This is a genomic window from Nonomuraea sp. NPDC050790 (assembly GCF_044456745.1).
In the GTDB taxonomy this organism is placed as follows: Bacteria; Actinomycetota; Actinomycetes; order Streptosporangiales; family Streptosporangiaceae; genus Nonomuraea.
Genome location: NZ_JBITGF010000001.1, coordinates 163534 through 183849, shown reverse-complemented (window position 1 = coordinate 183849; position 20316 = coordinate 163534). Strand labels below are relative to the sequence as shown.

At 68.4% G+C, this 20316-nt stretch carries 31 protein-coding genes; 29 read left to right on the top strand and 2 right to left on the bottom strand.

Annotated elements, in window-relative coordinates:
- Positions 1-62: 62 nt before the first annotated feature.
- Together ACIBEJ_RS00920 and ACIBEJ_RS00915 are read left to right on the top strand one after the other, a co-directional pair.
- On the top strand, positions 63-1250 hold the full coding sequence (locus ACIBEJ_RS00920) for a helix-turn-helix domain-containing protein (protein WP_397180489.1): 1188 nt from the start codon (positions 63-65) through the stop codon (positions 1248-1250).
- A gap of 199 nt (positions 1251-1449) precedes the next feature.
- Complete coding sequence (locus tag ACIBEJ_RS00915; protein ID WP_397180488.1) at positions 1450-1863, top strand: hypothetical protein; 414 nt, start codon at positions 1450-1452, stop codon at positions 1861-1863.
- 1131 nt (positions 1864-2994) lie between these two features.
- On the opposite strand, the gene ACIBEJ_RS00910 is transcribed toward ACIBEJ_RS00915, so the two are convergent.
- Together ACIBEJ_RS00910 and ACIBEJ_RS00905 are read right to left on the bottom strand one after the other, a co-directional pair.
- Positions 2995-4041 carry a hypothetical protein gene (locus tag ACIBEJ_RS00910; protein ID WP_397180487.1) on the bottom strand — a complete coding sequence of 349 codons (1047 nt, stop codon included), beginning with the start codon at positions 4039-4041 and terminating at the stop codon, positions 2995-2997.
- 213 nt (positions 4042-4254) lie between these two features.
- On the bottom strand, positions 4255-4713 hold the full coding sequence (locus ACIBEJ_RS00905) for a helix-turn-helix domain-containing protein (protein WP_397180486.1): 459 nt from the start codon (positions 4711-4713) through the stop codon (positions 4255-4257).
- A gap of 426 nt (positions 4714-5139) precedes the next feature.
- Here ACIBEJ_RS00905 and ACIBEJ_RS00900 point away from each other — a divergent pair, with 426 nt between their 5' ends.
- From ACIBEJ_RS00900 to ACIBEJ_RS00770, 27 genes are all read left to right on the top strand, one after another.
- Entirely contained in the window at positions 5140-5613 is a 474-nt protein-coding gene (locus ACIBEJ_RS00900) for a hypothetical protein (protein ID WP_397180485.1), read from the top strand.
- Between the two features lie 47 nt (positions 5614-5660).
- On the top strand, positions 5661-6197 hold the full coding sequence (locus ACIBEJ_RS00895) for a hypothetical protein (RefSeq protein ID WP_397180484.1): 537 nt from the start codon (positions 5661-5663) through the stop codon (positions 6195-6197).
- Positions 6194-6490, top strand: a complete 297-nt coding sequence (locus ACIBEJ_RS00890) for a hypothetical protein (protein ID WP_397180483.1) — start codon at positions 6194-6196, stop codon at positions 6488-6490. Before ACIBEJ_RS00895 ends, ACIBEJ_RS00890 begins: the two co-directional genes overlap by 4 nt.
- Before the next feature lie 199 nt (positions 6491-6689).
- Positions 6690-6896 carry a hypothetical protein gene (locus ACIBEJ_RS00885; RefSeq protein WP_397180482.1) on the top strand — a complete coding sequence of 69 codons (207 nt, stop codon included), beginning with the start codon at positions 6690-6692 and terminating at the stop codon, positions 6894-6896.
- Positions 6897-7164: 268 nt separating this feature from the next.
- Positions 7165-7332, top strand: coding sequence for a hypothetical protein (locus ACIBEJ_RS00880; RefSeq protein WP_397180481.1), 168 nt, complete (start codon positions 7165-7167; stop codon positions 7330-7332).
- 8 nt (positions 7333-7340) lie between these two features.
- Positions 7341-7703, top strand: a complete 363-nt coding sequence (locus ACIBEJ_RS00875) for a hypothetical protein (protein WP_397180480.1) — start codon at positions 7341-7343, stop codon at positions 7701-7703.
- Positions 7690-8022, top strand: a complete 333-nt coding sequence (locus ACIBEJ_RS00870; RefSeq protein ID WP_397180479.1) for a hypothetical protein — start codon at positions 7690-7692, stop codon at positions 8020-8022. The genes ACIBEJ_RS00875 and ACIBEJ_RS00870 overlap by 14 nt, the downstream gene beginning before the upstream one ends.
- A complete protein-coding gene (locus ACIBEJ_RS00865; RefSeq protein ID WP_397180477.1) occupies positions 8019-8510 on the top strand; it encodes a hypothetical protein in 492 nt (163 codons plus the stop codon). The genes ACIBEJ_RS00870 and ACIBEJ_RS00865 overlap by 4 nt, the downstream gene beginning before the upstream one ends.
- 222 nt (positions 8511-8732) lie before the next feature.
- Positions 8733-8966 carry a hypothetical protein gene (locus ACIBEJ_RS00860; protein ID WP_397180476.1) on the top strand — a complete coding sequence of 78 codons (234 nt, stop codon included), beginning with the start codon at positions 8733-8735 and terminating at the stop codon, positions 8964-8966.
- Positions 8963-9340, top strand: a complete 378-nt coding sequence (locus tag ACIBEJ_RS00855; protein WP_397180475.1) for a hypothetical protein — start codon at positions 8963-8965, stop codon at positions 9338-9340. Before ACIBEJ_RS00860 ends, ACIBEJ_RS00855 begins: the two co-directional genes overlap by 4 nt.
- A 29-nt stretch (positions 9341-9369) precedes the next feature.
- Entirely contained in the window at positions 9370-9495 is a 126-nt protein-coding gene (locus tag ACIBEJ_RS00850) for a hypothetical protein (protein WP_397180474.1), read from the top strand.
- Positions 9496-9695: 200 nt separating this feature from the next.
- Positions 9696-10145, top strand: coding sequence for a hypothetical protein (locus ACIBEJ_RS00845; RefSeq protein WP_397180473.1), 450 nt, complete (start codon positions 9696-9698; stop codon positions 10143-10145).
- 163 nt (positions 10146-10308) lie between these two features.
- Positions 10309-10599 (top strand): hypothetical protein, encoded by a 291-nt coding sequence (locus ACIBEJ_RS00840; protein WP_397180472.1) that lies wholly within the window; start codon positions 10309-10311, stop codon positions 10597-10599.
- Between the two features lie 71 nt (positions 10600-10670).
- Positions 10671-10931, top strand: a complete 261-nt coding sequence (locus tag ACIBEJ_RS00835; protein WP_397180471.1) for a hypothetical protein — start codon at positions 10671-10673, stop codon at positions 10929-10931.
- Positions 10932-11194: 263 nt separating this feature from the next.
- On the top strand, positions 11195-11641 hold the full coding sequence (locus ACIBEJ_RS00830) for a hypothetical protein (RefSeq protein ID WP_397180470.1): 447 nt from the start codon (positions 11195-11197) through the stop codon (positions 11639-11641).
- Positions 11642-12054: 413 nt separating this feature from the next.
- Positions 12055-12309, top strand: coding sequence for a hypothetical protein (locus ACIBEJ_RS00825; protein ID WP_397180469.1), 255 nt, complete (start codon positions 12055-12057; stop codon positions 12307-12309).
- Between the two features lie 79 nt (positions 12310-12388).
- The gene (locus ACIBEJ_RS00820; RefSeq protein ID WP_397180468.1) at positions 12389-12700 is read left to right on the top strand and encodes a hypothetical protein; all 312 of its coding nucleotides are present in this window, start codon (positions 12389-12391) and stop codon (positions 12698-12700) included.
- On the top strand, positions 12697-12855 hold the full coding sequence (locus ACIBEJ_RS00815) for a hypothetical protein (protein ID WP_397180467.1): 159 nt from the start codon (positions 12697-12699) through the stop codon (positions 12853-12855). Before ACIBEJ_RS00820 ends, ACIBEJ_RS00815 begins: the two co-directional genes overlap by 4 nt.
- 73 nt (positions 12856-12928) lie before the next feature.
- Positions 12929-14266 (top strand): DNA polymerase III subunit beta, encoded by a 1338-nt coding sequence (gene dnaN, locus ACIBEJ_RS00810; protein WP_397180466.1) that lies wholly within the window; start codon positions 12929-12931, stop codon positions 14264-14266.
- 173 nt (positions 14267-14439) lie between these two features.
- Entirely contained in the window at positions 14440-15633 is a 1194-nt protein-coding gene (locus ACIBEJ_RS00805) for a ParB/RepB/Spo0J family partition protein (RefSeq protein ID WP_397180465.1), read from the top strand.
- A 67-nt stretch (positions 15634-15700) separates the two neighbouring features.
- Positions 15701-16585 (top strand): hypothetical protein, encoded by an 885-nt coding sequence (locus ACIBEJ_RS00800; protein WP_397180464.1) that lies wholly within the window; start codon positions 15701-15703, stop codon positions 16583-16585.
- Complete coding sequence (locus ACIBEJ_RS00795; protein ID WP_397180463.1) at positions 16582-17472, top strand: hypothetical protein; 891 nt, start codon at positions 16582-16584, stop codon at positions 17470-17472. The genes ACIBEJ_RS00800 and ACIBEJ_RS00795 overlap by 4 nt, the downstream gene beginning before the upstream one ends.
- A complete protein-coding gene (locus ACIBEJ_RS00790) occupies positions 17465-17758 on the top strand; it encodes a hypothetical protein (RefSeq protein ID WP_397180462.1) in 294 nt (97 codons plus the stop codon). The genes ACIBEJ_RS00795 and ACIBEJ_RS00790 overlap by 8 nt, the downstream gene beginning before the upstream one ends.
- Positions 17759-17885: 127 nt before the next feature.
- Positions 17886-18557 carry a hypothetical protein gene (locus ACIBEJ_RS00785; RefSeq protein ID WP_397180461.1) on the top strand — a complete coding sequence of 224 codons (672 nt, stop codon included), beginning with the start codon at positions 17886-17888 and terminating at the stop codon, positions 18555-18557.
- A gap of 29 nt (positions 18558-18586) precedes the next feature.
- Positions 18587-19108 carry a DUF6349 family protein gene (locus tag ACIBEJ_RS00780; RefSeq protein WP_397180460.1) on the top strand — a complete coding sequence of 174 codons (522 nt, stop codon included), beginning with the start codon at positions 18587-18589 and terminating at the stop codon, positions 19106-19108.
- A 28-nt stretch (positions 19109-19136) separates the two neighbouring features.
- On the top strand, positions 19137-19373 hold the full coding sequence (locus tag ACIBEJ_RS00775) for a hypothetical protein (RefSeq protein WP_397180459.1): 237 nt from the start codon (positions 19137-19139) through the stop codon (positions 19371-19373).
- Positions 19374-19467: 94 nt separating this feature from the next.
- Positions 19468-20307 (top strand): hypothetical protein, encoded by an 840-nt coding sequence (locus ACIBEJ_RS00770; RefSeq protein WP_397180458.1) that lies wholly within the window; start codon positions 19468-19470, stop codon positions 20305-20307.
- Positions 20308-20316: the final 9 nt, after the last annotated feature.

The window sequence follows — 20316 nt, the reverse complement described above, 5'->3', positions numbered from 1 at the left end:
CAGACGAGTAAGCCCCGCACGCTTAGCCTGGGATTGCTGAGGTCGCCAGGAAGGGCGGGGCTATGACTGAACGTAGCACGACGAACACCCTTTCGATAAGGCTGCGGGAGATCCGAAAGCGCCGGCTCTTGTCCCAGCGCCAGCTCGCGGAACTATCCGGGGTCTCGAAGAGCTGGATTGCCGCCATCGAGCAGGGCGCCGACGTCGATGTGCGCCTGGAAACCGTCCGCAAACTCGCTGTCGCGCTGCGCGTCTCCACAACCCAACTGCTCGCCGAGGGTGACGATTCCAGGAAGGACCCGATGCCCATCGTGGATCTCGCGCCTTGGGAGCAGACCCGGCTCGCGCTGCTCGGACAGCTGCCGCCGCCGGACGACGAACCAACGGTCGATGGCGTCCTGGAGGCACTCGGAGAGATCGTGCCGCTGCTGGCCGACAACCTCTACCGCGACATCGCCGACCGCCTGCCGGAGCTGCTGTGTGACGCGGACGCCCTCAACGGCGAAGGCCGTACCGCCCAGGCTCGCGTCCTGAACGCCACCGGCTGGCTCATGGTGCAAATGCGCCAGTTCGACCTGGCCGAGGTCGCCTTGAGCCGCGCCATTGACCTGGCAAACGACCGTTTGGACGCCGCCGCCGCCGTAAACACGCAGGTATGGCTTCACCTGCGGAAGGGCGAACTCGACCAAGGCCGTGCCCTGGCCATCCGGTGGGCAGACGACATGGAGCCACGGTTCTCGCGCGCCTCGAACGCCGAGCTGTGCTTGTGGGGGCGCCTACTCCTCGGCATTGCCAACGCCGGCGTGCGCGATAACCGGCCAGGCGAGGCCGAGGACGCCCTGCAGTTGGCCCGCGCGGCAGCAGTCCGGGTCGGCCGGGAGACCTTGTCGGACACCTCGACCGCCCGGACGTTCGGCCCGGTAACCGTCAGCATGATCGCGGCCGAGTCCGCAGTTATCCTCGACCAGCCAGAGCGCGCCCTGGCCATCGCCGACCGCATCTCCGCACGCGTCCCCTACGCGAATTCCGCCAGCCGCAACCGACACAAGCTCGACACCGCGGCTGCGCTCGTCGCCACCCGGCGGCACTCCGAAGCATGGAATGTGCTCTCGCAGCTGCGTCACGCCAGCCCCGAATGGTTGCGCACCCAGCGCTACGCCCGCGACATCCTGCGGCAGATCATCGCCCGGCGGAGAAGCCTCAATGAGGAGATCCGATCTCTGGCCGACGAAATGGCACTCACCTACTAAGCGTTGACCAGGAGAAATAACACTCACTGGTACTTCCGGGGGAACCGGTTTGGAATTACCAGTGACGCAAGGTACAGACTCGTTCTACGGTCAGTTCATGGTCCACATCGCTGCGGCCGGGTCACAGATGTAGCGCGAGCGCCCTCGGCCAGACAGCGATCGAAGGGGACCTTCCCTGCAAACGCACGGAAGATGCCACATGATCCCTTCACAGCTGAGGGCCGAGACTCCGCAGGTTCCCCCTAGCCCTGCGGCGCAGGTCCAGCAGCTCATCAACGCCGCCGAGCGGCGCGGCCTGAAGGCCGCCCCCGTGGCCGAGACAATCGTCAGATTCATCCAGCAACCCGACTACAGCGCACTGACCCCCCAGGAACGAGCGCAGGCCATGCGGATGTTCCCGGGCCTGTCCCAGATCGTCGTCCTGCTTCCGGACAAGAACCAGCAGCCCGACAGCCTGCCCATGGGGATGGCCTGGTACTGGTGGTGGCGAGGCGACAGAGTCGCTACCGCCGGAGCGTCAGGTGAGATAGAGCACCTTGCCGCCGCTGACGATATCGAGTTCGCGGCCGAGCAGATCTCCAAGGTTCTGGCTCTGGAGCCAACGGCTCCCTGATCCAGCGCAACCGCCCGTGACCACGCTGATTGCCCTGGACCGAGAGGCGATGCCGCAGTGATCATCATCCCGTATGGGCCGACCCAGCGAGGCGAGCATCCGCGGGCCGCGTATCTGCCCCTGACCGCCGTACGGACGAGCACGGCAACGCGCCGCGTGACTTCGGCCGGGAGGCGTCGTCGGGCTCCTCGCATCCGGACAGCCTTCGGAGGCTACGCCATCGGCGGCCCCTTGAGACTCCCGTCAGTCCTCCGCTCGCCATCGGAGGGGTTGGTGAACGCGGACGACTGACTGGGGCCGGCGCGCGCCCCCCACAGGTACCACCGGGGCGCGCGCCTTAAGCACTCCCGCTTCAGGTAACACCCTCCCTCGTTCCTGAAGCGGGGCCGGCCCACAGCGCGGTTGGCCTCTCGGAGACCGCGCTCAACCCCTGGCATAGGCCCGGCCGGGGACCGCACAGGGGCCTCCGGGCGTGCCCCCGTAGAAAGTGCCCGGAGGCCCCTCACGACGAAGGACACCCATCGCATGAACCTCTCGAAGCCTCGCCGCGCACTCAACGGTGCGATCTTGCTGACCATGGCGGGAGTGCTCTTCACTGGGGGCCTGCGCGGCCCTGGCGGAAGCTGACTTGCCGCTGTGGCTCGCCGTCCCCGCCATCGTCGTTCCGGTGACCATCACCTACCTCATCTGGCCGGATCGGGCGTGGCCTGCTCCACTCAGGCCCGACCGGAGCCGCAGTTGATCTCCGTCGCCACCCCTGCTGAGGAACCCAAGGGAAAGAGGATACGGGCGGAGATCGCTCCAGCTAGAGGCGTCGCAGCGGTCACGCGATGAGGGAGGGGGCGGCGCCCTGGGATCTCACAGATCCGAACCGTGGTGCGGGCAGGACGTCACCCCCTCTGATACCTATTCGTCCCAGGCATAGGCGCCGGATGCCACCGAAACATGGAAATCCACAAGACAACTTCAGTCATGTCGCAACATCAGGCGGGCAAGGCCAGGGCTGCCAGCGCGGGGCGCCCGACCTTGTCGGGCTTCGCAGAGCACCCGTCGGCCGCCAACATGGGCACGCTCACGAAGTCCAGGCCCCCATCCGAGCGCGGGTGGGGGCCTCCAACGTCGATCGAACGGTCAAAGGCACACGTCGACGCCCACGACCGGCAGATTGATCACCGTGTCGACCAACCCGCACTCGCGCCCTGGCGGGTCGCCGGGTGATGACGTCGACGGCTTGGGCGTCGACGGGCCGGAGTCAGGTGTCTCGGTCTTGGGAGCCGTTGCGGACCGGGTGGACTTCGGCTGAGGCCGGTCCGATTGCCCATTCGACGGTTCCGGCACGAGAGGCGGACCGTCATCCGGCGGACCCGCGTCAGGCTCGCCAGTGTCCGGAGTGGGCTCCGCCGTACGCTCGGCAGAGGTCGACGTGGTCGGTCGGATGTCCTCATCCGCTGGCCTGGTGTCGGAGGACGGCGTGGTCGCTGCGGGCGTCTGCCTGCTGGTGTAAGGGTCGATCGTGGCCGGCGGGGTCGCGGCCGGCGAGCCGGTGGCCGGTGGGCTCAACGTCGGCAGCCGCGATTCGGCGACGATCCCCGATGGCGGCGTCGCGGTGGGCGACGGACCGGCATGAAGCTGTCCCTGCGAGTTGACCAGCGCCAGCGCGATCGTTGCTGCTGCGGTCCCAGCCATGAGCACGGCGATGGTCACCGTGGTCGGATGCTTGCGACCCTGGTAGTGCAACCAGGCGATCGGCAGCGGCAGGGCGGCGCCCGTACGCGTCATCCGGATTGCGGCCCGAGCCAGTGGACGCGGATGCACGGTGTTGATCACGAGCACTGCTCTGTCCATCCGGATGACCAGGAGGGCCGGGTCCATACTTCGCAGATGTTCGCCTGCGGCGGGTGGCTCCTTGGCGATGGCCAGTAGTTCCCGCCAGACGGCGACTTCCCGGTTGGGCGCGGTGCTGCCGAGCGGCTGGAGCACCGCGATGACGCGATGTTTGTCGATGGTGAACTCGACGGGGTGGATCTCGTCTTCGGGTGCACGAAGCGTATGGCAGAGCTCGATCGGGATCTCGTGAAGGTTGACCGCCGCATCAAGGGCGGCTTGGAGACCGTGGACCTTGTCGTGCAGGTCGTCGATCTCTTTGCGTAAATCCAGCTGCTTGGTCAGGTCGGTCACGGGGGGTGTGCCGTGCCGGATCCCCTGGAGACGGGCAGCGACGTGCTGGATTAGGTCTCGTAACGTTCTCTTGTCGTCACTTTCTGTCACCGAACAACCGCCTGATCGTGTGCGCAGCACTGAAGGATGCGTCAAGACGCGAGAAGGGTGTGCTTACCCCACCGCTCCAACCCCATGACAGGCAAGCGATTGCCACGATATGAGATCAAACGGTTACATTGCGTCACGTAGTGTAGCTACTTTGCTTCTGGCCTGATTGTCGACGTCAGCCCGGTCGGCGGTCCGCTTCACCGCCAGGTACAGCTGAACGAGCGCCATTCGCTGCTGTTCGGTCAGGGTTGGATCTGGCGTGTCCCACAGGTGCTGCAAGATCGGGTCGTCTGGGAAGCGCACGGCGCCGGCGTCATCGACGGGCTCGTCCTGGGCGACGAGCGCGGGCGAGCCGCCCGCGAGCACCGCGACGGCGCTGCCGGGAGCCCAGCCAAGTACTCGCTCGATCCTGGTGTACGTCAGGTCCCGCGCCGATCTGGCCTTTTCGACGTTGCTCCACGTGATGGGGCTCATCTTGCCAGCGGCTTTCGCGGCCGCGTTGATGGACAGCCCGAGCGTCAGGCGCCGCTCCTTGGTCTCCCTAGCCAGTGCGGCGTAGTCGGGGTGTTCGTCATCGGCCACAGCATCAGCATGACAGACCACAGCTCGCCCTAGATATATGCGGCCGGATTGCGAGTCGGCGACAAAGTGCTATCGAACGCCACAGAAAGCGCGGAGAATCTATATTGACCTATAGCGATCTATGGTAGTGCCCTGCCATACTTTTCATGGTGCGTCGCCGCGGATCTCCCAGGATTCCCCCGGTGCGGGGCGGCGGCGCACCCCCAGGGCGCGTCCAGCCCGTCACGGGCGGACGTTCGGCGCCGCCTGGTCGGACCCGAGGAGGGGCGGGCGCCGGCCAGGCGGCCCGCCGCCGCCCGGCTGCGCGCTCAGCGTGACCCGGTGCATCCCTCTAGCATTCTCCTACAAGGAGACTCTTGTAACAGTCTCCATATATCTGTAGTGTAAGAATTGCATCGTTCACTACGCCTCACCTGAAGGGACACCATGCGCACCGACGAAATGTGCAGCCCGGCCCGCGGAGATGCCGTCATCATCGACGGCAAGCCGGGCGTCTACCTCACCCTCCTCGCCGGTGACGCGCTCGCAACCGCCCAGCCCGCCCTGGTCGGACGCATCCGGGTTCAGCGCATCTGGGATGGCGCCGGCCCAAGCCACCAATCGACGACGGCCAGCCTTGGCGAGGTCACGCTGATCGTCGGCGGATACGTCGACACCCCGCCCGGCGATGACCACCCCCTCGAAATCGGCTACCGACTCACCGCCGGGACTTCCACCAGGCGCGCCGATCTGGTCATTCCGCGCAATCCCGCCGCGCACGCCGACGACGAGCAGATCGTTGACGCCGCACGCGTTCAGCAGTTCGACCTCGGCCTGAACCCGGACGCGCACGTGGTCACGAGAATTCCCACCGGCTGGGCCAAGAACGCCGAGCCAGCCGCCATGCCCCAGGCCGGGTGAGCCGCCTGCTCGCCTGAAGATCGCTGACCCGTAGAGAGGACCAGCGCATGATCGACCTGACCCGCATTCGAGTCCCGTCACACGCCGCCCACCGCTACCAGCTCCAACTCAGCGCGGCACCGGCGAATCTCTTCTACGTCATGCTGCACGGTGGCGCCGACCGCGTCGCGACAGCCGCCCATCCCGTGCCCGCCTCCCAGGTGGAGGAGACGGTGCTGGCGCTGGTCATCTCCTTGGACGCCAAGGGGCCTGAAGACTGCCCGACCACGCACGCTGCCCGCGCCGCCCTGGCTCTGGCCGACCTGCGCTCTGCCCTCAGGCTCGCCTCGGACGACAAGGTCACCGTCGACTCCGCCTCCGTGCTCGTCCACCTGGCACGCGGCGCCGAAGCGCTCACCGCGATCCTCGACTACGCCGGTCTCGTAACGTCCAGCCACGGCGCATCCACCAAGCGCGGCGCATGGGGTGTGATCGCCAACAGGCTGAGCGAGGCACACGGCCACCTTGCCATCGCATCGGGCTGCTTGGAGACAGCCGCTGACCAGGCGGGCGCCCTGTCGGGCGACCGTTCCGCCCACGCATGAACGAACAGGCCGGGCGTTCAGGCCGGACCTTGCCGCCCATGCTGAGGCGGACCATCGTCTCCATCGCTGCGTTCGCCGTCATCGCGCTGCTGCTCGCGGCCACCGCCATCACGCTCCTGACGGCCCTGGGCATGTCACTCGGAGCCGGAATGCTCCTCGCGGCGGGAATCGTCGCCTCCTGCGTCGATCTCATCCAGGCCGGGGTAAGGGCTACCCGACCGCACTGGGTGAGCCTCATCGTTCTGGGCGCGCTGCCCCTTGCCTCGATCCCGATCATCCTGTTCGCCGGTTGAGCCAGCGGCAGCTGCGCGAGCGACGCTCAGCCCCGGGACGGCAGGTTCTGGACGCGGCAGCCGGAGACGTTGACCTGCCGGCATCACGTTCTCGACGCTCAGTAAAGAACGGCGCGTCATGGGTAGGACACTGCCAACTGACCCCTCATAGCTGGATAGGGTTTCGGCTACCGCCATTCAGGGAATCGGGGAGTCCGTCATGTCCTCACGCACGCAGCAGCCGCGCCGAAACGCCCGTTACACCAAGCGCCATGGCCTGCTGCTCTTTTGCGCAGCGACGCTGTCCCTGGCCCTGCTCCTGTACGCCGCCTACACAGCCATCACCGCGTTCGTCTCCCTCTATGCCGCCCTGCTCGCGCTCGCGATAGCCGTCGTGTGCGGCATTCCCGCAGAGTCCGCCGTGTAAGGCCGTACGGCGGACTCGGATCCCCGGCTCAGCGCCTGGCGGCCAGGGCGAGCCGCCGCCACCGGCGAGCCAGCCCAACCCCACGACACGGCAAAGCGCCTCTGACCTGGCCTTTGATGCCATATGGCTACAGTTCTGATCTGTGTCCGTATCACTGATCCTCGCTGTCCTCGCGATCGTCTTCCGGGTCACGAGGTTTCTCAACGCTGACTATCTGGCCGCCCCACTCCGCGATTGGATCGAGCGACGATACGGCTCCGATTCGCGTGTGTCCTACCTGGTCCAGTGCGGCTGGTGTGCGTCCATCTGGGTGGCCGTCCTGGTCGTGCCGGCGGCCTGCCGATGGGGCGACCGCACCTGGTTCCAGGCGGCGGCGACCGTCGCCGGGGCCTCGTGGCTGTACGGCATCGCCGCCACTCAGCTGGACGACTACTGAGCGGGACGATGACCACGCCACCGGAACCATCCGACGACGAGCCGGCGTGCGTCGCGCTCGCCGCCGACGTCGCGGTCATGAGAGCGCTCGAAGTAGCCGGGAAACGCCTCCTGACCCGGGCTCGACGTTCCCAGTATCAGCACCTGCCTGCCTGGCGTCTGTACACCGAGATCCCCGCCCGGGAAGAAGACCTCGACCGGCTTCTCGCCGACGCCTGGACCTGCCTGCGGCAGGTGCTGCCGAACCGCGTCGATCTCATCCACCTGGTCGACGAGTACGTCCGGGACCTGTTGCGCACCGGCCAGCTGCACGAGACGCGGTGGCTGATGCGCGCACTTGAGAAAGGAGCCGGTCCCGATGGAGCTGTCTGAGTCGCTGCCCGGACCGCTGTACACCCTCGAAGGAGCGAAGGCCGAGCTGGACCGTCTCGACTGTGCCCGCAACGGCCACGACATCGAGTACGTCCTGTCTGGCTTCTTTCTGCAGCCCAAGGCCGCCTTCTGCGCCCGCCGCTGTGGACACCCTGGCTGGGCGATGATCCCAGCTGACCAGACCCACCTTTGGCGGCAGCTGGCCCCCGTCATCAGCAACGCCCTGACGCCGTACCCGTCAGCGCTTGCCGCCGTCAACGCCGCCATCGACCAGGCGATGACCAGCTCAGCCGGAAACTGCCCGGACGGCGACCGATGACCGGAACGCGGGGCGCGCAACGCCGGCTACTCGCCGAACTACGGCAGGAACTCGTCGAGCTCTGGCACGACCTGGCCGAGGCCCACCTGCACTCCCGCAGCAAGCCGCCCGAGCTGTCGCGAGAGTGCCGGCAGCTGATACGCCGCATCAAGACGATCACCTCTGTGGCCGGAGCGGTCGCTCCTGGTCAGATCGACATGCGTCTGCTGCTCACCGGCCTGTACCAGAGGATCCATGCCGAGCTCGGCGTGAACGTGGAGGTCCCCGAGGGGCTGATCCAGCACGCCCGGGACTACGTGGCTGGCGGGCGGCTTGCCCTCGGCTACTCGGAAGGACTCCTGGAGGAGCACCGCGACCGGCGCATCTACTTCATGCGCCAGGACGGGCTCGTCTTCTACCGCATCGCCAACCGGGGCGGCGCTCTGCCAGGCCGTTTCTCCTGCGTGGACGACGCGCGTGCGGTGCTTGAGGACCTCGCGAATGAGTGACGTTGACCCTCCCCTGCCAAGGCCGACCCTCCGGACCCGTGAGGCCCGACCGGGGGCCGAGCACGGGAGGGAGTTGCCGTTGGGGCACAGCCAGTCGGCTCATCAGCTGTTCGGCTGGTGCTGCCACTGCTCGGGACGATCCTCGGCAGAGGAGGTGGTCGCCTGGCGGTCGTGGGCCACCACCGTCGCGGATGCAGCCGAAGCGGGGGTGTTCGGCAACGTGTGATCAGGCCCAGGGCAAGGAGCGACGCGGCGGCCGTCAGGACGCCGAAGTTCAGGAGGGAGAACGTCATGTGCGGCTGCAACAAGAAGAGGACGGTCAGCGAGTTCGTTGTCGTCTACAACGATGGGACCGAAAGCTCGCCGTACGCCACGGCGTACGAAGCAGGGCAGGAGAAGAACCGCAGCGGCGCGACCGCACCCGTGAAGATCGTGACGAAGGCGGCTCGGGCATGACCGGCGTCAACGTAGCCGAGGGAAGTTCAGACAGCGCGGAGCAGGTCGGCCTGCGGCAGGACGGACTGCACCGGCAGATCGAGGCGTGGTTCACCTTCCATCCACCTGCGTCCGAGCGGCGCCGCGAAGCCCACGTGCGGGTCAGGTCGGCGTGCAAGGATCTGGCTCACCTGCTCGCAGGGATCGTGCCGTCCGGTGACGAGCTGGACGCCGCGGTGCTCTTGCTGCGGCAGGTCGCCATGATGGCGAACGCGGGACTCGCGATAGCGCCGGACCCCGACGCGCTGACGGTCGCGGATCTGCAGCTGATGACGGGGGCGGAGCAGCCGGGCGGCTGCGGCCAGATGTGCGGTCGTGCGGCTGGGCAGGGATGAGGCGGGGCGACCTCACCCGAGTTCTATGGGTGAAGGTCTGGTTCTACATCCGGCTGTACATCGTCCTGGGTAACGAGTTGCGGTGCGGCTGTCATTGGGCCATGCGGTACGGCATGGTCATCCGCGATCCCCGCTGCAAGCGGCACGACTGGTGAGAGGCATGGCCGGCCGGGGTCGCGGGCCTCCGCTCTCGACCTCGGGCCACGGCCGAGGGACAGCCGGTCATTGCGAACGAGCAGCTGGACGTGGCAGAGTGCGCCCCTCGGAGACGTGCGGCTCTGAGGGGCGCTCGCCTGCGCCGCGCGGCGGAACCAGCCAAGTTGCTATCAGTGGCATAGCATGCAATGCTCCTGCTATGAGTGAGGACGAGAGGGTCAAGGCGCTGAATGCTCTACGGGGGGCACAGCGGGCGTTGATCGATGCCGAGGATGATGTGACGCAGGCCGTCGTCGATGCGCGCCACGTCAAAGCGCCCTGGCGGATGATCGCCGAGGAACTGGGGGTTGCCCAGCCGAACGCGGTCCGCAAGTACAAGCCGCACCTCGCATCTCGTCCCGCCAGAACCACCTGGCAGGGCGAGCCTGACCCCAAGGCGCCCGCCCTGGTGGCCGTACGCCATGCCGTTCGCGCCTTCCAGGATGCCGAGAGAGCCGAGCTAGAGGCGGTAGCCGCGGCCCGTAACGCCGACGTCACGTGGGATGACATCGCTGACGCCTTGGGGATGAAGCAGCCGAACGCTGTCGCGAAGTACCGGCCACAGCTGTCCGTCACCGTCCAAGTCCAGGTGAAGCCCCCCGCGGGGTAGCCGTCACTCATTCGCGCCAGCCCTCGCATATTCGTGTGAGGGCTTTTGGCGTTTGACCTGCGAAAACTTCCTCGATTCAACCGACGATCATATGGATATCAATGACGTTGTGGAATATGATAATGATATAAGAACTTCAAGAACAACCATTCAAGGAGAGAGCATGACCGCCACCATCCTCGGCTTCCCCGCCTGCAACGCCATCTCCACCGTCCCCGTCAACATGACGGTGCGCGCCGAGCGGATTCAGCCCGGCGACATCGTCGCCATCCCCGGCGAGCCCACTGTCCCGGGCGGGGAGTACGACAGCTTCGCCGCCCGAGTCGCGGGAGTCGTCGCCGAGGAGGGCGGCCGGTACGTCGTCCACACCTACTACACCGACGACTCCTCCTACTACCGCCACACGATGACCGACGCGGACCGGCTGTACATGCTGCGCGCCGCGCGCGCCTGATAGCCCCGCCGTCACCGAGATAGCTCACGCCGTCACGGCGTGAGCCGTCCCCCTACAGAGAAAGGACCGCCGTGCTCGACATCGATTACACCTACGTCTGCACCCGCGCAACGGCAGAGGCGTTCGTCGCCGAGCTCATCTCCGCCTACAAGGCGGACCCCGGATACGCGCCTGAGCTGATGGACGAAGGCTTCGACGGCAGGCAGTGGACGATCGTCTGGGATTGCGGCCCTGACGAGTGGGCCTACGAGGCCAGCTACAAGATGGCCGCCCCCAAGGGCACGTACCTGGAGCCTGTCCGGTACGCCGTCCTCGCCATATGCCTCCCCTGACCGACATGCACCCCTGGAAAGCGGCTTCATGCGGAGAAGATCAAACCCCGTAGTGACGCTCATCGCGCTCGTCATCGTCGGCGCCGTCATCTGTCTGGCGCTCGCCGTCAACATCGCCGGCGAGACGGAGCGCGAGCCCACCAGCCGTCGGGCTTCCCTGCGAATCTGTTAGCCCGGTACGGCCACATCTCTGAAGTTCGGCAATCTTCTCCCGCCTCAGATCCGAGCCGGCGGGACCCCGATCGACCACGGGAGGTAGTCCCATGCCACGAATCAAGATCACCTGCGAGCACCCCCCGTACACCGACTGCTCGTGTGAGGGCAACGGCCTCTACGACGTCGAAACCGCTGACGCCGCGCGAGCCCTGCACGCCGCCCAGTTCCCTGGCATCGTCGCCGAGAAGATCGCGAAGGTGGTCATCACCTGCAGGGTCAATTCTTGCTACCGACAGATGTTCCTCAGGGTCGAAAGCGTCGCCGAAGCCCGAACCTTTCTGTCGCAGCACAACTACGGCTGGTATCTGGCGCGCCGCTCCGGAGGCCGCCTGGTCGACGGCTGTCAGTGGCACCTGGGCAACTGCTGCGTGCATCACGCAAGCCGCCCCGACCCCACCCTTGATCCAGCCGCCGTCCTGCCCGGGGATGCGGACCATCCATACCAACCGGGCCGGACGGAACAACTCGACCTCTTCGCCCGCCGTTCTGCCTGACCGCGCACCGAGCCCACGGACGACAGGAAGTCACCCGGCGGCCATCCCGTGAGGGCGGCGCCCCGGCTCCGGCCGTCCACTCGGCGTGCGGGCCATCGGGCTGGAGCGCCACGTGGCACTCCGAGAGCTTCGATGCGCCCAGGCATACGTCACGGATGCAGCCCAGACGGAGGCGCGACCCGAGGTCGCGCGGGTGGCGGTGCTACGTGGTCGGAGGTCGCGGATCTATCGGAGGCCATACAACAGACCGCCTTCCTGAAGCGTGGCCAGCGCATCCGTGATCTTCGAGAGAAGTACTCTGACCTGGTCCTTTATCGGTATTCTCAGAGCGATCTCTGTACTATCATGGCCGATGCATACTATGATGATGATATGAAAATCGAAACATCCCCAACCCGAAAGGGACGCCGAGCATGTCCAGCCTGATCGAAACCCTTCCCGACCGGATAGCTGCCGACCTCGTCAACCCCGCGCTGAAGCCGCTCAGGCACCTGGCCGAGAGCCTCCACGAGCGCACGCCCCACGGCCTGGTCCACGACTTCATCATCTTCGGGCTGGAGAGCTACGACGAGGCGACCAGCACTTCCGTGTGGAAGACGGAGATCCGTCGCGAGGCCAACCGTCTCCTGGCCCGCGACGCCAACGAGCTCGAGGAACTCCTGGCCTGACACGTGGCTACCGGGCGCGGACCGAGCAACCGGCCGCGCCCGTCCCTCCACCCACCCGATCGAGAGGAGCCGCGCCCACATGTACACGCGAATGCCGCCCTACCACGTCCACTGGACCGGCCGGCCCACCGAGCGTCACATCCTCCTCGCCATCAGCGTTCAGAGCGCCGCCGCTCGGATCGAGTCCGTCGGTGGCGTCCACGCCGTCCGGCCCAGCGACCTGACCATCTGCAGCACCCCCTGCTGCGAGCCCGTGCTCGACCTCGTTCCCGAAGTGCGCGCACTGGAAGAGATGCTGCTCGACCTCGAAGACGAAGCCGACCAGCGCACCACCGACCTGCGCGCCGAGCTCACTGCCCAGCTGCGGCAGTGCCAGGAGAGGCCCGCATGAACATCCCGATCTCCCGCGGCAGCCACCGTCGTGAGCCGCGCCGCATCGGCAACTGGTGTTTCAAGGCCGCCGACGACACCGAGGTCAACCCCGTTGGCCTCCACGGCGAGGTGACCCGCAGCCTGCCTGCGGGCTCCTGGACGACCCTTCCGTAACTCCCGCCCGGCGGCCCGCCCAGATGAGGGCAGGCCGCATCCTCCCATTTCTCGACCGAGAAGGAGCACCAGCATGTCCATCAGCACTGAGTCTCAGCCGAAGTCCAAGTCCCGTACCAGGGCCACCCGGAACCCCAAGGCCAAGGCGGAGTCCACGGTGAAGACCGAGCCCGAGGCGAAGGTCCAGCCCGAGGCGAAGGTCCAGCCCGAGGCGAAGGTCCAGCCCGAGGCGAAGGTCCAGCCCGAGGCGAAGGTCCAGCCCGAGGCGAAGGCGGGCGTCGCGAAGTTCAGGGTGGACCGGGCCGCGTTCGCCGAGGCTGTCACCTGGACGGCTAAGGCGCTCCCCAGCCGCCCGTCCGTACCGGTGCTGGCCGGCATGCGCCTGGACCTCACCGCGACCGAGCTCAAGCTGGCCGCCTTCGACTACGATTCGTCAGCAGAGGTGTCGATCGCGGTCGAGTCGGGAGACACCTCTGCCTTCCTAGTCCCCGGCCAGCTCCTGGCCGAGATCGTCCGAGCGTTGCCTGATGAGCACGTCGATGTTTCGATCGAAGGTGCCAAGGTCGTGCTCATGTGCGGCGATGCCGTCTTCACGCTGTTGACCCTGCCGGTCGAGGACTACCCGAGCCTGCCCGTCCTGCCCGCACCGTCGGGCCGGATCGACGCGCGAGTGCTCTGTACTGCGGCCACCCAGGCCGCAACGGCTTCAGGGCGAGACGACAACCTGCCCATGCTGACGGGCCTGCGGACAGAGATCCGCGGGGACACGGTGACCCTGGCGAGCACCGACCGCTTCCGCCTGGCCGTGCGCGAGCTCACCTGGACCCCGGAGGTGCAGGGGTTCACCGCCGAGCTGATGGTCCCGGCAAGGGGTTTCGCCGCGGCGGCGAAGTCTTTCGCGGACGGCGAGGTCGAAGTCTCCTTCACAGGACTGGAGGAGAAGTACGGCGGCGGGATGATTGGGCTCGCCGGCGGCGGACGCCGGATGACCATGCGGCTTCTCGATCCTCAGTTTCCGGCCTTCCGGAAGCTGATGCCTGCCGAGTTCACCGCGTACGCCGATGTGTCGACCGTGGCGCTGTCAGAAGCTGTGAAGAGGGTGGCCCTCGTTGCCGAGCGCAATGCGCCGGTTCGACTCGTCTTCGCCCGTGGCCAGGTCACGATCGAGGCGGGGTCGGCTGATGAGGCCAAGGGGGTCGAGCGGCTCCCCGCGGCTTGGGACGGCGAGGCCTTCACGATCGCGTTCAACCACGCCTTCCTGCTGGAGGCCCTGGGAAGCGTCCTCGCGCAAACCGCCCGGATCAGCGTCAACGGCGACACCAAGCCGGCAGTCATCACAGGGCTCGCCGAGAACGGCGAGCCGATGGCGGACTACCGGCACCTGCTCATGCCGATCCGGATCAGCAGCTGACGCCCTGGGAGCGTCCCACCCCTGCCGGCGGTGGGACGCGCTCGGCGCATTTTCGCAGGTCAAACGGTCGTAATCGCTGGCAGCAAGATCAACAGAGTGCTATGATTTTGATATATCACAAGTGTCCAGCCACCCGCCTCGCGAGCGGCACCTCACCTTCCAAGGAGGCCCCCATGGCAGTCACGTCCAAATCCGGCACCACCGCAGCGGCCGAGCCGCACCACGCCCCCGACGCCCCCGGCGCCGGCCGCACTGCCGCATCCGGCACCAGCGGCACCAAGCCGCGCGGCCGGGCGAGCGGCAAGGCAACCACGCCGGCCCGGCCGAGGGCGGCGAAGCCTGCCGCCGCGCCGACCGCGAAGATCACCTCGAAGAAAATCCCGGTCGCGTTGATCGACCGGGACCCGGGCCAGCCGCGCAAGCACTTCGACCAGGCCAAGCTCGACGAGCTCGCCGAGTCGATGCGGAAGCTCGGCCAGCTGCAGCCCGTCACCGTCCGCCCGTCCGCTGACGGCCGCTACATGCTGATCATGGGTGAGCGACGCTGGCGCGCCGCCCAGATCGCCGGGCTCACCGAGATGCACACCCTGGTCCACCACGGCATCGCCGACGGCGACCGGGAGACGCTCGCCAAGGCCGTCGCCGAGAACGTCGGCCGCGTCGACATGACGCCCCTGGAGGAGGCCGACGGCTTCCAGAGGCTGATCGAGACCGGCTACGAGCTGGACGAGGTCGCCAGCATGTGCGGCAAGTCGCCCGCCTACGTGAAGTGGAGGATCGACCTGCTGAAGCTGTCGCTACCCGTGCAGGAAGCCCTGAGCAAGGGCCACCTGCCGGTCGGGCTCGCCTGGTACGTCGCCAACCTCGCCCCAGACAACCAGCAGCGGTTCCTCACCCGCTGGGTGCGCGGCGACTTCGCCAGCGCGCGCGAGGCCGAGGCCTTCGCGCAGGCCTGCCGCGACGAGGAGACCAGGCAAGCCAGCCAAGGCAGCATGTTCGTCCTGGCCGACACGACCGACTCCAAGGTCGCCGCCGCCGAGCAGGCCAACCTGTTCGGCGAGGCGGACGTGCCGGCCGAGGAGCGTGAGCGCATCGCCCACGAGCGCAAGCTGATCGTGACGAAGATCGACAAGCTGGCTGGGGCCACCGCCATCCTCGCCGAGCTCGCCACCGCCGACGCCGCAGAGCTGGCCCTGCTCCTCTCGGGTGTTCCCGGCGGCGTGAACGGTCAGAAGCTGCGGATCGACCACCTGAAGGACGTGGCGGGCAAGGCGGCCGCCAACCTCCGCCAGGCCCAGGCCGCCGCGTCCGTCCGGGCCAGCGCCTTGCAGGTCTCGCCGGACGTCGTCGCGTCCCCCGCTGCCTGACATGCTATCCGAACCATAGTGTGCCGTGCGGGTGATAGCTCGCACGGCACCTTCCCGGGAGGCCACCATGCCCGCCACCGTCCAGGCGCGCCGCTTCTACTGCGTCACCTACGCCGGATCCCGCTGGACCATCCTCGCCGACCGGCTCGGCAACGCCCGAGTCGCCAGCCTCGTGCGCAACGCACGGACCTGGCGCCTGCCCATCCACGTCACCACCCTCGTGGAGCTCGCCCCGGCGCCCATATGTACCTGGTGCCGCGCCCGCCAGCGCGCCTGGGAGTGGACCGGCCGCGAGCGCCGGCAGCTCGACACGTGCGACGCCGCCCAGTGCCTCGCCGCGCGGCGCGAAGCCGAAGAAGGCCACGGTCGGCGACCGTCGTACCTGACCAGCACCGCCCTCGCACCTCCGGAGCGCAGCCAGATGCGCGTCACCGTCCTGCTCAACCTCGACGGCCACCCCGAGCGCCGGCACCGCCCCGGCGACCGGCTCGCCGCCGTCTACACCTGCACCCTGCCGGGCGGGCTCACTCCCTACCTCGCAGCGGCAACCGCCGCCGACCTGTTCTGGGCCTTCAGTGCCATGGGACCCGCCCCCGCCGAGCGCGCGATCGCGCTGCCCCACCACGCCGCCTACACCGCCGGCGGCCACCGGCCGTTCGCCCGGGGCGACGTCCTCGTCCTGGACGGCCAGGCGTTCGTCTGGGGCACCTACGGCCACGCCCTCCAGGTCGAGCCCAGCCAGCTGCGCGTCGTCCAGCCGCTGCCCGCCGCGCTGTCCCCGGTGTCCGTTCCCGAGGCCCAGCCCCGAGCCAGGCGGCGCAATGCTCGCCACAGCTCGCCTCGGCAACCCCTGCTACTCCGTACGCTCGCCGCGGGACTCTCCCGCGCCACAGGCGCACTCAGGGCCGTCCGCCGCCTCCTCGCCGGCACGGCAGAGCGGTTGCACCCGTGAGCCGCCGCTGGACCCAGGCCGCGCTGGAACTCGACCCCGTCTCCGACCACGGCCAGCGCTGGCGCGACAGAAGCTTCACCTGGCAGGCGGAGCGATACGGCGCGTTCCGGCCCGAGCTGTACGGCGTGAAAGCGATCAGCGAGGGAGACGGGAAGGCGTTCGTCAAGCAGCATCACTACAGCGGCTCCTACCCGTCGACGCGCCTGCCGGGTCTGGACGACGCCCAGTTCGGGCTGTTCGATCTGTCGGACCCGGCGCGGGAGCGGCTGGTCGGGGTGGCCGCCTTCGCCCGACCCACGAACGACGCCAGCCTCGCCAACGTCTTTCCCGGCCTGGACCCCGGCGTGCAGAGCGTCGTCCTGGGCCGGTTCGTTCTGCTCGACGAGATTCCTCACGGCGGGGAGACGGCCACGCTGCGCGAGGTGTTCCGGCTGGCCGGAGAGCAAGGCGTGCGCGGCGTGCTCGCCTACGCCGACCCGGTGGCCCGCTTCACCGCGGCCGGCCAGATGGTGTTCGCCGGCCACAGGGGCACGATCTACCGGGCGCACAACGGCACCTACCTGGGCCGGACCAGCCCGCGGCTGGAGTGGCTGCTGCCGGACGCGACCGTCGTGCAGGAACGGGGACTGCAGAAAGTTCGCAAGGGCGAGCGAGGCGCGCGCGCCACCGAGCAGCTCCTGGTCGCCAGAGGAGCCAGCGAGCGCCGTCCCGGCCAGTGCCGCCGCGAATGGATCGCCCAAGCCCTTCGCGAGGTGTGCGCTCGCCAGGTGCCGCATGGCGGCAAGCACAAGTTCGCCTGGGCCGTGGGGCCACGAGGCCACCGGTCCCAGGTGACGATCACCGGTCCGTTCACCGACTTCCCCAAGGGGGCCACCAGCCATGGCTGACGACAACCTGACCGGCCCCGCGCTGCGGCGGCCCGGCCTGCGCCCGCTGGCCCACCAGCTCGGCAACGGGCGAGTGCTGTGCCTGCCCGGCTGCATCTCCGACACCGAGGCCCAAGCGCTCGCCGACGCGGGAGGGCACGTCGGTGACGTCCATCCGTGGACGGTCGACCTGTACGCCGGCGACGACGACCTGCGCTGCGACGGCTGCGGCCGCGTCCTGGTGCACGCGCCGAGGTGGGAGCCCGAACCCGGCGACGGCCCGGACGTCGAGCCGGGGCCGGGTTAGCGTCGCCACCGGACCCCGGGGGGCGGCGAAAACCCCGTTCCACCAGCACAAACAGTGGACTATCAGGATCGCTGTGGACTATGATAATGATATAAATCTTCTCCGAAATCCACCAGGAGGCGTCAGCATGCCCGCACACCCCGCCGCGATCCGCACCCGCATCACCCTCCGCGTCAACGCCTGGAAGCTCGTGGTCGACGGACTCTTCGGCGCCTCCTACCTCAACGACGGGCCGGGCTGGTGCTTCTGCCCCGACGCGGAGATCGACATCTGCGACGCCTGCGGCCGCAGAGAGGCACGCGCCTACGACTACCGCACCCTCGCCGAGGACATCGGCCGCGAGCTGACCCGCGACAGCGGCCGGCAGACGTTCGCCGTGTCGGCCGCCGAATGCGCGCTGATCACCGACGCGCTGCGCGAAACCGCCCACGACCGAGCCGACAACCGGGCCGACGATGTCGCCGACGACCGGGCCTACGACGTGGCCGACGAGGGCGCCCCCGCCCAGCTCCTGCTCCTGGCCGCCCGGATCGACCGCCGCCGCCGGCGCTCCCACGCCCGGCCGCTGCGGGCCGACGAGATCGGCCTGGTGCGCGCCGACCTCGCCGAGCGGCAGGAAAACCTCGCCAGCTGGGCGGAGAGCTTCAACGACGCCATGTACACCTCGAAGCCGGTCGCCGCCGAGGAGTGGGCCGCATTCGACGCCCTGCGAGCCGAGCGCGACGCGCTCGCCGCCGCGATCGAGCGCCGGCCCCGCCGCCCGCACGGCACCCGCGCCCGCCGCACCCGCCGCGCATGACCGGCCACGCAAACGCCACAGGAGGATCGATGCCGCACGAGATGAGCACCCGGGTGACCAACGGCCCCACGCCCGGCATCGCCATCACCCACCCGCTGCCCGGCGAGCCGGGAGGCCACTGCCGCACCACCGTCTGCTCCTGGACCGCCGAGCCCGGCGACCCGGCCCCGCCCACCGTGAAGCAGCCCGAATACCACCTGCGCTACCGGTCCCTGTGCGGCGGCTGCGGCCACACCGGCCCCGACCGCAGCGAGGAGAACGCGGCCGTGGAAGACGGCTGCGACCACGCCTTCCCCGGATGGCGGGAACTGCCCGTCATGGCGGAGCGCCCTTACGCAGGAGCCGCCCTCGAGCGATGGGAGGCCGAGGCGCGGGCTGTCTACCCGGCTGGCTGGTTCGACCGCGGCGGCCCGGTTCGTGCTACCCGGCGCCCGATGGGCGGCCGTCACGTCCCCGGCTACGCACCCGGCGGCGGCTACTCCATGGGTGTCGTGAGAGAACGTCCGTCGAAAGAGTCTGCCCGTCGCATCCAAGGCTCCCTGTTCGACTGACCCCGGTGTGCTGACAAAGGAGACATCGATGACCCACCTGGCCAAGCTGGCCACCGCCGCCGTGTCCATCCGGGTCGCCTTCGGCGACGTGCTCCACCCTGAAGCAACGTACGCCACCGGCGACGGCTACACCGCCCACCGTGCACCCGGCGCACACCCCGTCTACTGGTTGTTCTGGCCTGGCCATGATCGGCCCACCCGGCACCTCACCCTGGCCGAGATCTCCCAGGTCATCGACGAGGCGCGCACAAGGACCTGCGACTAGGGCCTCTGCCTCCGCTGGGGCGTGCGCCGACCCCTCACGCAAGAGCTATCAAAGCCATAGCGAAATTGAGTTCAGATATGAATAGAGGAGACTCGTGAAGATTCCCGACGACGTGCTCGCCGTCCTCACCGACGGCCGCACCCGCATCGAAGGCGACCGCATCAGCATCCCCTTCGAGCTCGACCGCTCCACCTACGAGCAGGTCAACAAACTGCTCAAGGAGGCAGGCGGACGCTGGGACGGCCGTAAGGCCGTGCGCGCCCACGTGTTCAAGCACGACATCGAGGAGATGATGCGGCACGCCCTGCTCGCCGGTGAGTTCACCTCCGGCCGCGACCAGGGCTGGTTCCCCACCCCGCCCACCATCGTGGAGGACCTGCTCACCCTGGCGGGCATCAGCGAGAAGTACGCCGGACTGACCGTCCTGGAGCCCTCTGCCGGGACCGGAGCCATCGCAGGCCCGGCCGCGGCGCGCGGAGCGGTCGTCGACTGCGTCGAGCTCGATCCTCGACGGGCGGCAGCCGTCGAGGCCGGCGGCTACGCCCGTGCCGTCACGTGCGGCGACTTCCTGGCCGACATCAGCCCGCGGGACTACAGCGAAGGGTTCAAGCGAGTCGTGATGAATCCGCCGTTCAGTTCCGCGGTCCAGCACGTCAACCACGCGATCGGGTTCCTCGCCGACGACGCACTGCTCGTGTCCGTGATGCCGGGCAGCATCACCTGGCGCAACGACCGCGCCCACACCGAGCTGCGCGCCCTGGTCCACGCCAGCGGCGGCGAGTTCACCCGTCTGCCCATCGAAGCGTTCCGCAGCTCGGGCGTGCCGTGCCTGGAGACCGTCATCGCGGTCATCCCGACCGGCGGCGGCGCCCGGCTCCGCAACCACTCCTGGCACCTCGCCCAACCCCGCCAGCTCCACCTGTTCGCTGCCTGACCACCGAGA

Bases quoted from the DNA above. Each gene is read 5' to 3' on its own strand.
- ACIBEJ_RS00900 (WP_397180485.1), top strand. From the start codon at position 5,140: ATGCGCACCGACGAAATGTGCAGCCCGGCCCGCGGAGATGCCGTCATC.
- ACIBEJ_RS00840 (WP_397180472.1), top strand. From the start codon at position 10,309: ATGACCGCCACCATCCTCGGCTTCCCCGCCTGCAACGCCATCTCCACC.
- ACIBEJ_RS00775 (WP_397180459.1), top strand. From the start codon at position 19,137: ATGACCCACCTGGCCAAGCTGGCCACCGCCGCCGTGTCCATCCGGGTC.
- ACIBEJ_RS00785 (WP_397180461.1), top strand. From the start codon at position 17,886: ATGCCCGCACACCCCGCCGCGATCCGCACCCGCATCACCCTCCGCGTC.
- ACIBEJ_RS00820 (WP_397180468.1), top strand. From the start codon at position 12,389: ATGTACACGCGAATGCCGCCCTACCACGTCCACTGGACCGGCCGGCCC.
- ACIBEJ_RS00830 (WP_397180470.1), top strand. From the start codon at position 11,195: ATGCCACGAATCAAGATCACCTGCGAGCACCCCCCGTACACCGACTGC.
- ACIBEJ_RS00825 (WP_397180469.1), top strand. From the start codon at position 12,055: ATGTCCAGCCTGATCGAAACCCTTCCCGACCGGATAGCTGCCGACCTC.
- ACIBEJ_RS00890 (WP_397180483.1), top strand. From the start codon at position 6,194: ATGAACGAACAGGCCGGGCGTTCAGGCCGGACCTTGCCGCCCATGCTG.
- ACIBEJ_RS00915 (WP_397180488.1), top strand. From the start codon at position 1,450: ATGATCCCTTCACAGCTGAGGGCCGAGACTCCGCAGGTTCCCCCTAGC.
- ACIBEJ_RS00875 (WP_397180480.1), top strand. From the start codon at position 7,341: ATGACCACGCCACCGGAACCATCCGACGACGAGCCGGCGTGCGTCGCG.
- ACIBEJ_RS00815 (WP_397180467.1), top strand. From the start codon at position 12,697: ATGAACATCCCGATCTCCCGCGGCAGCCACCGTCGTGAGCCGCGCCGC.
- ACIBEJ_RS00885 (WP_397180482.1), top strand. From the start codon at position 6,690: ATGTCCTCACGCACGCAGCAGCCGCGCCGAAACGCCCGTTACACCAAG.
- ACIBEJ_RS00845 (WP_397180473.1), top strand. From the start codon at position 9,696: ATGAGTGAGGACGAGAGGGTCAAGGCGCTGAATGCTCTACGGGGGGCA.
- ACIBEJ_RS00870 (WP_397180479.1), top strand. From the start codon at position 7,690: ATGGAGCTGTCTGAGTCGCTGCCCGGACCGCTGTACACCCTCGAAGGA.
- dnaN (WP_397180466.1), top strand. From the start codon at position 12,929: ATGTCCATCAGCACTGAGTCTCAGCCGAAGTCCAAGTCCCGTACCAGG.
- ACIBEJ_RS00920 (WP_397180489.1), top strand. From the start codon at position 63: ATGACTGAACGTAGCACGACGAACACCCTTTCGATAAGGCTGCGGGAG.
- ACIBEJ_RS00780 (WP_397180460.1), top strand. From the start codon at position 18,587: ATGCCGCACGAGATGAGCACCCGGGTGACCAACGGCCCCACGCCCGGC.
- ACIBEJ_RS00855 (WP_397180475.1), top strand. From the start codon at position 8,963: ATGACCGGCGTCAACGTAGCCGAGGGAAGTTCAGACAGCGCGGAGCAG.
- ACIBEJ_RS00895 (WP_397180484.1), top strand. From the start codon at position 5,661: ATGATCGACCTGACCCGCATTCGAGTCCCGTCACACGCCGCCCACCGC.
- ACIBEJ_RS00790 (WP_397180462.1), top strand. From the start codon at position 17,465: ATGGCTGACGACAACCTGACCGGCCCCGCGCTGCGGCGGCCCGGCCTG.
- ACIBEJ_RS00865 (WP_397180477.1), top strand. From the start codon at position 8,019: ATGACCGGAACGCGGGGCGCGCAACGCCGGCTACTCGCCGAACTACGG.
- ACIBEJ_RS00805 (WP_397180465.1), top strand. From the start codon at position 14,440: ATGGCAGTCACGTCCAAATCCGGCACCACCGCAGCGGCCGAGCCGCAC.
- ACIBEJ_RS00800 (WP_397180464.1), top strand. From the start codon at position 15,701: ATGCCCGCCACCGTCCAGGCGCGCCGCTTCTACTGCGTCACCTACGCC.